At 72.2% G+C, this 10,379-nt stretch carries 8 protein-coding genes and 2 pseudogenes; 1 reads left to right on the top strand and 9 read right to left on the bottom strand.

What is annotated here, in order from left to right; all coding sequences use genetic code 11:
* Positions 1 to 701: 701 nt before the first annotated feature.
* From ABT297_RS41530 to ABT297_RS41495, 8 genes and pseudogenes are all read right to left on the bottom strand, one after another.
* Entirely contained in the window at positions 702 to 926 is a 225-nt protein-coding gene (locus tag ABT297_RS41530) for a hypothetical protein (protein ID WP_350559185.1), read from the bottom strand.
* Positions 927 to 965: 39 nt separating this feature from the next.
* A pseudogene (locus ABT297_RS41525) lies at positions 966 to 2,272 on the bottom strand (ISL3 family transposase).
* A gap of 124 nt (positions 2,273 to 2,396) precedes the next feature.
* The gene (locus ABT297_RS41520) at positions 2,397 to 2,978 is read right to left on the bottom strand and encodes a dihydrofolate reductase family protein (protein WP_350559182.1); all 582 of its coding nucleotides are present in this window, start codon (positions 2,976 to 2,978) and stop codon (positions 2,397 to 2,399) included.
* Positions 2,979 to 3,041: 63 nt separating this feature from the next.
* Complete coding sequence (locus tag ABT297_RS41515) at positions 3,042 to 3,932, bottom strand: AraC family transcriptional regulator (RefSeq protein ID WP_350559179.1); 891 nt, start codon at positions 3,930 to 3,932, stop codon at positions 3,042 to 3,044.
* On the bottom strand, positions 3,913 to 4,206 hold the full coding sequence (locus ABT297_RS41510) for a hypothetical protein (RefSeq protein ID WP_350559188.1): 294 nt from the start codon (positions 4,204 to 4,206) through the stop codon (positions 3,913 to 3,915). The genes ABT297_RS41515 and ABT297_RS41510 overlap by 20 nt, the downstream gene beginning before the upstream one ends.
* A gap of 72 nt (positions 4,207 to 4,278) precedes the next feature.
* Positions 4,279 to 4,419 (bottom strand): annotated as a pseudogene (locus ABT297_RS41505) (GNAT family N-acetyltransferase); the annotation flags it as partial.
* Positions 4,420 to 4,976: 557 nt separating this feature from the next.
* Positions 4,977 to 5,105 carry a hypothetical protein gene (locus ABT297_RS41500; protein ID WP_350559176.1) on the bottom strand — a complete coding sequence of 43 codons (129 nt, stop codon included), beginning with the start codon at positions 5,103 to 5,105 and terminating at the stop codon, positions 4,977 to 4,979.
* A gap of 20 nt (positions 5,106 to 5,125) precedes the next feature.
* Positions 5,126 to 5,716, bottom strand: coding sequence for a TetR family transcriptional regulator C-terminal domain-containing protein (locus tag ABT297_RS41495; RefSeq protein WP_350559173.1), 591 nt, complete (start codon positions 5,714 to 5,716; stop codon positions 5,126 to 5,128).
* A gap of 48 nt (positions 5,717 to 5,764) precedes the next feature.
* On the opposite strand from ABT297_RS41495, the gene ABT297_RS41490 reads away from it, so the two are divergent.
* Entirely contained in the window at positions 5,765 to 6,235 is a 471-nt protein-coding gene (locus ABT297_RS41490) for a GNAT family N-acetyltransferase (RefSeq protein ID WP_350559170.1), read from the top strand.
* On the opposite strand, the gene ABT297_RS41485 is transcribed toward ABT297_RS41490, so the two are convergent.
* Positions 6,232 to 9,996: an ATP-binding protein gene (locus ABT297_RS41485; RefSeq protein WP_350559167.1), complete on the bottom strand. Its 3,765-nt coding sequence runs from the start codon at positions 9,994 to 9,996 to the stop codon at positions 6,232 to 6,234. The two genes, ABT297_RS41490 and ABT297_RS41485, sit on opposite strands and share 4 nt — an antisense overlap.
* Positions 9,997 to 10,379 lie beyond the last annotated feature (383 nt).

Genomic DNA, 10,379 nt, shown 5'->3' with positions numbered 1-10,379 from the left:
AGGGCGGAGTTGGCTGCCATGCGTGACCGGACCAGGTCACGTCGTTATTCTCCGGCGAAGGAGCAGTTCCGCCGGGAGCACGCACGGCATCGGGAATGGGGCCTGGCCAGACGTCACGCCGAGAAGCTCCGCCGCGCGCGCGGTGACACCCCGCCGGCGGTCAGCGACCAGCGGGACAGATCGGGGCAGGGACCGGTGCCGCCCTCGCCGCCTCCGCCGGTCACGCCGCCGGGCCAGCTACGACGTCCCGCGAGCGGCGCCGCGGCAAACGACTGCGATCCCGCACCCCGCCAAGCGGACGGCGACGGACGGCCCGGTCCTGTCCCGAAGCGTCGTCGCGCAGCCACACCACAGCCGCGCCGGCCCTCCGGCCCGGAAACGCATCGAATGATTGGCGGAAATATGCGGCTACCGGTGTGTCGCGGCCGTTTTTCGACAATGCCGCGCACGGCCGGGCGGCGTTTCCGCCGAATGCTCCGCAAGGCGGGAACAAGCAACCGCTGTCCCCATGGACCACCGGTGCCGATCCCCGAATGTCTCGACAACGGCGATGGCCCGCGCAACGCGGACATCGGCAGGACGGGAAGGCTGGGGGGACAGGGCCATTGCAAGTCGTCAGGCAGCGCCTTGACCAGCGAAGATGCGATAGCCAGCCCTACTTGCGGATCGCTGCGGTTGGCGTCGTCCCTGTCAGGCTTGGTTCACAGGATGTCGGCGTGTGGCAGGTACGGTGCGAGCGGGCCGGTGTCGCCCTGGCGGCATAGCGGCCCCATCGGGGCAAGGCTCAGCCCCGCGCGGTGCGCCACGTCGATCGCCCGCTGCTGGTCGGCACGTAGGATTTCCACTGTCACGGCATGTTCACTGCTCTCGGCGAGGGCCGCCCACAGCAGCGCCACGGCGGCGGTGGTGCTCGTTGCGGCCAGCATTTTCGGCGTGCCGGCGTCGATGAGGACGTAACCGGCTCATCACAGATGAGGGTGTAGTTGAGGTCTGAAGCCTCCGGTCTCGAGCAGGGATCGGGCGATGTAGTTGGTGAGATTGCGGAAGCCGAGGGCGGAGCCACGCAGGTGCTCGAGCTTGCCGTTGATGGCCTCCGTCGGTCCGTTGGACGTTCCAGGTCGGTCGAAGTAGGCCAGCACGTCGGCCGCGCGCTTCTTCAGCGTTCGACCGAGCGTGATGACCTCGGTGAGGGGCTTCGGCACGCCGTGGCTGATCGAGTCGATGGCTTGACCATCAGCTCGCGGCCACGACCCCGGTCCTGCTCGCGGTAGGCCTCGATCATCCGCTGGTAGATCCCCCAGGTGGCCTCGACCTCGACATGGGCATCGTCGGCGAACAGGGCGGCGAGCCGGTCGGTCTGCTTGTCGGTGAGCAGGTCGGCGCCGGTGTGCAGGGTCCGGCGGGCGGAGTAGAGAGGGTCATTCTTCATCCCGTGGTGGCCGTGGATGGCCTGCTGGACCCGGCGGCGACACCGGTCGAGGGCGTCGCCGGCCAAGCGGACCACGTGGAAGGGATCCATCACCGCAACCGCGTCGGGGAGTTCCTCGGCGGTGGCGGTCTTGAAGCCGGTGAACCCGTCCATCGCCACCACCTCCACCCCGTCGCGCCACGTCTGGTCACGGTCGGCGAGCCAGGACTTGAACGCCTGCTTTGAGCGGCCCTCGACCATGTCCAGCAGCCGAGCGGGTCCGGTGCCGTCACGGATGCCGGTCAGGTCGATGATCACGGTGACGTACTTGTCGCCGCGGCGGGTGTGGCGCCACACGTGCTCGTCGACCCCGATCGCGGCCACGCCGTCGAACCGGGTGGCGTCGTTGATCAGCACCCGCTTGCCTTCGGCCAGGACAGCGTCGTTGGCGGTGTTCCACGCGACCCCGAGTCCCTCGGCGACCCTCGCGACGGTCAGGTGCTGAAACACGATCGCCTCGAGTGCCCACCGCAGCCCGCGACGCGACAGCTTCGCTCGCGGCTCAGCCGCGAGGCTGGTGTCCTGGCGCCACACGTGACCGCAACCGGTACACCGGTAGCGGCGCATGGTCACCACGAGCGTCGTCGGACGCCAGCCTAGCGGCTCGTGGGCCAGTTCCCGGGTCACAGTGTCGCGCGGTACGCCTTCGCAACCACAGCGACGGCACCACTGGTCCGGCTCGACGACCCGGCATGCCAGCAGCGCACGGTCGGGCCTGAGTCGTTGGCCGGTGACGGCCAGGCCGAGCTCATCGAGCCGCAGAAACTTGGTCAGGTCAGGGCAGGCAAAGGTAGCGTCAGACAAGTCGAGGTGTGCCAATCTGGAAGACCACGACTTCCATCCCGGGGCAGCGATGCACAGACGCAGCCGGAGGCCCGATCTCGTGTCACCGTCGCAGCGGACTTCTTCGCGTACCCACTCAGATCGGTCAACGGCGCACCCGATAGCGCAGGTGAAGCACCCGGTTGCCCTGAACAACTACGTCTGGGCCTTCCAGCAGGTGCTGCGCGTCGACGGAGCCGAAGTAGCGCTTACCGGACCCGAGCACCACGGGTGCGACGTCCATGCGCACCTCGTCGACCAGCCCCGCGGCAAGCATCTGCCCACCGACGTCACCCGCGGCGACCTCGACGATGCGGTCACCCGCAAGCTCCCGCGCCTTGGCCACGGCCGCCTCGATGCCGTCGACAAAGTGAAATGGCGCCTCAGGGGCCCAGCCCTCGGGCGCCGGCCGGTGCGTCACAATGACCGCGTGGTCGACCCCGCTCGGAGGCGTCCCGTCCCAGCCATCAGTCAGGTCGAAGACGTGGCGGCCGGCGATCGTCACCCCGACCTGCTCCCAGTACGGCCGGACGTAGTCGTAGGACGCCTGCGACACCTTCAGAACACCACCGTCGTCCAACGGCACGTCACCGCTGACCAGCCACTCGAAGATCGGACCGGGATCGTCGTTCTCATCCGCGATGAAACCATCCACCGAAACCGACGCGTTCATGACCACGTTCCCCATGGATTCCTCCTCTGTTTGGAGTCCCAAGTCTTGTGCGGCGCGAACTGTCGCTCTTGTAAGAAATCAATCGGCTGGGAGCGGCCAGCCGTCCAGGACGTGGTCGGGATGATCGCGCAGGAATCGCCGCCGGACTTCGGCGTACCGGGTCGGCGTGAGCCCGGTGAACTCCCGGAACTCGCGCACGAAGTGGGCCTGGTCGAAGTAGCCCGCGTCAGCGGCAACGTTTCCCCAGTCGATCGGTGCAGCGACGTCGATCGCCAACACGGTAGAGGTGAAGCGGTAGCTGCGAGCCAGCCGTTTCGGTGTGACACCGACTACGGCCTTGAACCGCTTCGCCAAATACGTGCTGCTGGCGCGGGCCGCCACACCGATGTCGCTGATCGGCACTGTCCCGCCTGTCGCCGCGACGGCGCTGCTCATTTGGAGGACCAGGTCGAGACCGTCGATCACCCGCAGCCGTCGCACCAGTTCCTCCTCGAGCAACATCAGCATCTCGTGCGGTGCGTCCGCCAAGGTCAGTCGGTGTCGCAACTCAGCGATAGCGGGCTGGCCCCAGATCCGCTCCACCGTCGCCGGTCGGTCGCACAACTCGGCCGCGGGCATCGGAAGGAACGGTGCAAGCCCCCACGGCCTGAAGTGGACGCCCACGGACCGGGTCGGGGTTGGGTAGCTGAACTCCCACGCACGGGTGGGCGTGGTGACCGCGCAGCCGTCGGCGTACTCCACGGCTTCTACGTCGGTGCCTGCGCGGATGAGAAACGGCGCCCCGAGGTTGACGATGAGCAATGGCGCGGGCGCCGCCGGCAGCATCAACCGGGAGTACGGCGGGGCGCCCTCCAGGTAGTAGAGGTCGTCGATCAGCCCGTCCAGCGGCGGACCCGGCACCCTGGACACATACTCCACGCCGACATTATCGCCGACGGCCCATCCTGCATCACGCGCCGCCGCCAGCATCGAGCCGGCGCCGATCCCTGACGGGCGCCCCGGCGCATTTCGGTCCCCAACTACACCCCACGTTGTGAAGAGCCACGTAACCGCGTTCCTGCCGATCGTCTAGCACCAGCAGCCGCGCACCGGCCCGCAGCAACACGTCGAGGTCGGGGCCATGCGCCGCGCCGCGAACGCGGCGGTCGACTTCGGCGGCGAGGTCCAGGTCGTCAGCGCCGCCGGCGCGTGCCTGGCCCATGGCCGGTAACGCGGCACGACGTACCACGCCGGTCGCCTGCATGGCCGGTTCGAGCGCGAACCCGGCCCGCTGGTAGCACCTCATCGCCTGCGGATCCAGCGATGAGTGCAGCAGATGGCCGCGCGCGTCGGGGCCGTAGCGCAACGCCGCTTCGAGCAGCCGCCGTCCGACGCCGCGGCCCTGCTGGCCCGGCCGGACGTGTAGGTGAGCCAGGTACCATAGCCCTCGCGCAGCCCCGCCATTGCCGCACCGCACACATGGCCGTCCACCGTGGCGACCCACGCGCCGGCAGCGTCCAGTTCGAGGAGCTGACCCACGATGGCGGCGCCGCTGTTCGAGTTCGGCACGGTCGGCCTGTCATCGGGCTCCGCTGGTGTACCGAGGCGCTGCAGCAGGTCATCGAACGCGGCCCGCGTCGACTCACGCATGGCCGGCCGGTCCGCCTCCGTCATGGGCCGGATGATCAGATCGTCGTCCATTGCAGGTCAGCCGCCCCATGCACCGCAGGACAGCCCGGTTTGCTTGCTCCACCTCACCGTCCACAGCGGAGGCCGCCTTCGCATGCGGCCGGTTGCACATCACCCGCGAGCAGATTGTCGGACATGCTGGCCAGAGTAGTCGCGGGGAAAGTCGTCGGCCTGGGCCTGTGCGGACAGTCACGACCTCATCAAGGCCGTGACCAGCACAACGAGAACGCAATAGCCTGGGGGGATTCCCGGCCAACCGTGCCTCCACTCGTCGAATGCGCAACGTTACGGCGAACGGCGGGTTCGGTGTTTTACCGGTAGGTCGCGGTGGGCACACGATCACCTTCACCCTGGTACCGCAGGGCTCGTGGCCGATTCCGCCTGCTCGCCGTTGGCTGCCTCGCCGATCACCTCGACGTCGTCGAGCAGGCCGAGCATGACGGCGACGGCGATCAGCGCGGTGGAGAGGTTCATGCCATCGAAGGTGCGGCCGGTCACCGGGTGGAGGTCCGCAACCCGAATGCCGCCAACCCGGCGTCGAGCATCTCCTCCTGAACGGCCGGCGGGTAGGCGGCCGGATCGGCCGCCGCCAGCGCCGCGACGCCCTCCACCATGGACAGTAGCGCGAGCGCGGCCGTGCGGACGCGCGCCGGCGGCCAGTCCGGCGCGGCGTCGCCGGTGAGCCGCTCGATCCGCGAGCGCCAGTCGCGGTTGTTGGTGCGGTGTATCGCGATCAGGTCGTCGTCGGTGAACGCCGCGGCCAGGAACCCCAGCCATACCCGGCTCTCCGCGGCGCGCTGCTCGTCGAGCGCGAGGCCCTGGTGCAGAACGGCCCGTAGCGCCGCGCGCGGCGAGCCGGCGGTGGCCTCCAGCGCGGCGACGCGGGTGCCGGTCACCTCGTGCAGCAGCCGCCGGGCGTGGCGTAGCAGCGCCGGTCGGTTGGGGAAGCGGTGCATGACCAGCCCGGTGGTGCAGCCGGCCGCCGCGGCCACCGCCCGGATCGTGAGCCGCTCCAGGCCCTGCCGGGCGAGGACTTCCCACACCGCGCGGGACAGCGCCTCGCCCGGGTCGTCTCCACGTTTCACGGAACACATGTTACGGTAACGCTTGTTACGATCTTGGGGGTGCGGGGCATGGCCGGGTGGACGATCGAGGAGCGGTCCTGGGACGACGCGGCCGGCGCGGCGCTGCGGGCGGCCCAGCGCGCCGAGCTCGACGCGCGCTACGGCAGTGGCGATCACGAGCCCGGGGCCGCCCCCTCGGCCGCCGACGTCGACGTTTTCCTTGTCGCCGTGCGCGGCGGCGCCGCGGTCGGTTGCGGCGCGCTGCGCCGGCTCGACGCCACCACGGCGGAGATCAAGCGGATGTACGTCACCCCGCCCAGCCGCGGCACGGGCGTCGCGACGGCGTTGTTACGCGCGCTGGAGGCGGCCGCCACCGAGCGCGGCTGGCCGGTCCTGCGCCTCGAGACCGGCACCGAGCAGCCCGACGCGTGGCGTTTCTACGAGCGGGAGGGGTACCGGCGGGTCCCGCTCTTCGGTGGCTACGAGAGCTCGGCGCTCTCGGTCTGCTACGAGCGGGTCCTGGCGGCGGGCACCGGCTAGCGCAGCGCGGTGACGGTGGCCTCGGCGCGTTCGGTGGCCGGGGCGTGGTGCAGCGCCCGGGCGAGTCGCAGCGCCTCGCGCGCGCCCTCGAGGTCGCGCAGCGCGAGGGCGCGGATGCGGCGCAGGTCGGGCTCGGCGAAGCCGCTCTGCCCCGGCAGCCCGCGTTCGATCGCCGCGCCCGCCACCGCCGCGGCCTCGTCGCGCCGGTCCAGCGTGAGCAGCGTGTCGGCGAAGAGCGCCTCGAGCCGCCCGAAGCGGCGCATCGCGTCGCCGAGGTGCTCGCGGGCGGCGGTCATCCGCTCCAGTCCGGCCGTGTCACCCGTGCGCACCTCCGCCCAGCCCAGGACCAGGCCGGCCAGGCTGCGGTACTCCGGATGCCCGCCCCGCTCCGCGAGCGCGAGCGTTTCGCGGGCCGCCGCGCCCGCCGCTACCGGGTCGTCGCGGTCGGCGGCCACGACGGCCACGAAGTGCGCGACGTACATGTCCAGGAACAGCTCGCCGACCCGGGCCGCACGCTCCCGGGCGGCGCGCAGGTGCGCCTGCGCCGCGGCGTCGTCGCCGAGCAGCCCGCAGGCGATCGCGGCCGGCGCGTGCGCGCCGATGATCGGGTCCCAGTTGACGATCGGGAAGATCCGCAGCTCCCCGCCGGGCAGCGCCTCGAGCGCGGTCTCGAAGCACCGGTGCGCGCGGGGCAGGTCGAGCACCGTGAGCGCGGCGTGGCCCTCGTGTACCTCGGCGACGAGCGCCGCCCACGGGTCGCCGCCCTGCTGGGCTGGGGCGCGGGCCACCGACACGGCGCGCTGCACGTCGCCCGCCGCCGTGTGGAAGGAGGCGTACCCCCACAGCGCCGGCAGCACGTCGAGCACCGGACGCCCGCGCAGGCGCAGCAGCAGCGGCTCCATGGCGGCGTACTGCTCGGCCACGAACGGCGCGAGGTAGCCGCGCGTCGCCTGGTGCATGTAGGCGAGCCGGATGCGCAGGTCGAGCTCGGCGACGTCGCGCCGCTCGCCGGACGGGGCGCGGTGCAGCACCTCGAGGGCTTCCTGCAGCATCGCCGAGGCCTGCTCGTGCGCGGTCCGCTCGTACGCCTCGCCCGCCGCCTCCGCGAGCGCCGGCACCACGTCGAAGGGCGAGAGCACGGGCAGCGCCTCCCGCAGGTGCCCGGCCAGCTGTGCGGCGGTGCCCAGCCCGGTGTCGCGCAGCGCCTGCGCCGCGCGGGCGTGCAGCCGGGCGCGGCGCAGCGGGCCCTGGTCCTGGTACGCGGTCTGGCGCACCAGGTCGTGCGAGAAGCGCAGCAGCCCCGGGTCGTCGGTGGCGGTGAGCAGCCCGCTGACCACGGCGGTGTCGAGCGTGTCGAACAGCGCCAGCTCGTCGATCTGCACGACCTCGCGCAGCACCGGTACCGAAACGTCGCGCCCCAGCACCGATGCGACCGCGAGCACGGCGTTGACCTGGCCCGGAAGCTTGGCGAGCCGGCGCCGGACGACCTCTTGGACGCGCACGGGCACGTGCTCGGGCGACAGCGTGCGCTCGGCCTCCAGCACGCGCAGCAGCTCCACGACGAAGAACGGGTTGCCGCCGGTGCGGTCAGCCAGCATCGCCGCGGTCTCGGGCGGCACATCGCCACCGGTCACCGAGCGCGCCAGGGCCGCGATGGCGCCGGGCTCGAGGCCGTGCAGCGGCAGGCGTACCGCGGCCGGATCGGCGACCAGCTCCGCGAGCACGCCGGCCAGCGGCGCCTCGGGGGCGAGCTCGGCCTCCCGGTACCCGACGGCGAGCAGCACCCGTCCGCGCCGCAGCGCCTTGGCGAACATGGTCAGCAGCACGGTAGACGGTGCGTCGAGCCAGTGCGCGTCGTCGACGACGAGCACGAGCGGCGCGTGGGCGGCGAGGCGGCACAGCCCGTCGACGATGCCCTGGAAGAGCCGGGACCGCGCCATCTCGGGATCGGCGAGCCGCTCGGCGGTGGGCAGCGGCAGGATCGCACCGAGGGTAGGGTCTAGCACGGCGGGCAGGTTCCCGTACGGCGCGAACGCCGTCGCCAGGGCCGCGGCCGCGCCCTCGGTCGAGGTGGCGATCTCGCGCAGGATCTGCGCCCAGGGCAGGAACACCGGCGGTGCGTCGCCGTCCACACCGGTCCCGGTCCCGACGAGGCCGCCGGCCCGCCGCTCGGCGCGGGCGGCGACCTCCCGCAGCAGCGCGGACTTGCCGATGCCGGGGCTGCCGGAGACGAGCAGCAGCCGCCCCCGCCCGGCGGCCGCCTCGGCGAGCAACCGGTCCACGGTGCGCAGCTCGTCGTCGCGCCCGACGAGCGCGTCGGCCTCGATCGCGTCCACAGCGTCCGAGACGCTTGCAGCGCTCAGGAGGCCTATGGCGCTCACAGCGCCCGGGCCGCCGCTGCCGGCGCCCGGGACCCCCATAGCGCTCATAGTTCTCATAGCGCCGGGGACACCCGCCGCGTCAGCGCAGCCAGCGCCCAGGACGCCCGCGGTGCCGGGGATGCCCGCGGTGCCGGGGATGCCCGCGGTGCCCAACGCGCCCGTTGGGCTCGGGGCAACCGCTGTGCCGGCGCCGCCATCGCCCGGAATGCCAGCCGCGCCCGGGATGCCCGCGGTGCCCAAAGCGCCCGTTGGGCTCGGGACTCCCGCCGTGCCGGCGCCGCCAGTGCCCGGGATACCCGCAGCGCCGGAGACGCCCACCGCGCCCGGGACGCCCGCCATGCCGGAAATGCCCGCCGCGCCCAGAGTGCCCGTCGCTTCCGGGACGCCCGCCGTGCCGGCGCCGCCAGCGCCCGGGATGCCCGCAGCGCCCGGGATGCCCACAGGGTCGGGGACGCCGCCAGCGCCCAAGACGCCCGCAGCGCTCACCGCACGTCCATCGACCGCCATTCCGGAAATATCCGGAACGCCAGGTGAAATAGGCACCGACGCGGCCGAGGCCGGCAATGTCGAGACCGGGGCGGCCGGGGTCGGTTCGGTGCCTGGAGCGAAGGTCAGGTGCGGAGCCTGGCGCAGAATGTCCTGGGCCAGCTGCTGCAGCGCCGGCCCGGGCTCGATGCCCAGCTCGTCGATCAGCCCGGCGCGCGCTCGCGAGTATGCCGCCATCGCGTCGGCCTGGCGGCCGCAGCGGTACTGGGCGAGCATGAGCTGACCCCACAGACGTTCGCGGTAGGGTGCCTCGGCGAGGGCGACCTCGCTGCGGTACACCACCTCGGCGGCGCGGCCGAGGGCCAGCAGCGCCTCCGACTGCTGCTCCATCGCGGTGAGGCGCAGCTCGGACAGGCGGCTGCGCTCGGCCCGAGCCAGCGGCGACTCGCCGAGCTCCGGCAGCGGGTCGCCCCGCCACAGCTCCAGGGCCGCGCTCAGCGTGCGCAGCGCGGCCGCCGGGTCCGTGGCCAGCTCCGCGGCCGAGTGTTCCACGGCGGCGGCGAACCGGGCCGCGTCGATGGAGTCGGCCGGGACCTGCAGCAGGTAGCCGGGCGCGCGGCTGACCAGCACGGCGGAGCGGTCGCGCGCGGTGCGGCCCGGCTCGAGGGCCCGGCGCAGCCGCGAGACGTACGCCTGCAGCGACGCGATGGCCCGCTCCGGCGGCTCTTCGGCCCACAGCTCGTCGATGAGCCGCTGCACGGAGACGATCCGGCCGGGCTGTGTCGCCAACATGGCCAGGACGGCGCGCTGCTTCGGGGTGCCCGTGTCGACCGGGCTGCCGGCGTTGGTGACCTCGAGCGGTCCCAGGATGCAGAACTGGAGGATGCCGGACACCTCCCGCCTGTCGACCGGGCCGCGGGCCGGAGCCTCGCGGCGAACGAACCGTGCGCCGGCGGCGCCGCGACGAGCGTACGGTGCGGGGCCCGCCCCAGCGATTCCGGGGGCGGATGAGGAGCTGAAGCGGCGAGGCCGTAACGGCCGCCCGGCGTGTCGGGTACGGCCGAACGGACCATGATCGACCCGGCCCGTACGGACGATCCATCTGGTTCGGTAGGCCACAGATTATGAACTGCCGTTCGGGGCAGTGGGTTGGGTCGGGTTCTGGGATAACTACATGCATGGCAGGGCTATTGCGTTCTCGGTGTGCTGGTCACGGCGCTGATCAGGTCGTGGGTGCGGCGGTTGGCGCGTCTGGTGGCGCGGGCGATGTTGGGTTC

This window comes from Dactylosporangium sp. NPDC000555 (assembly GCF_040300025.1).
Lineage (GTDB): Bacteria > Actinomycetota > Actinomycetes > Mycobacteriales > Micromonosporaceae > Dactylosporangium.
This window is presented reverse-complemented; position numbering and strand designations above follow the sequence as displayed.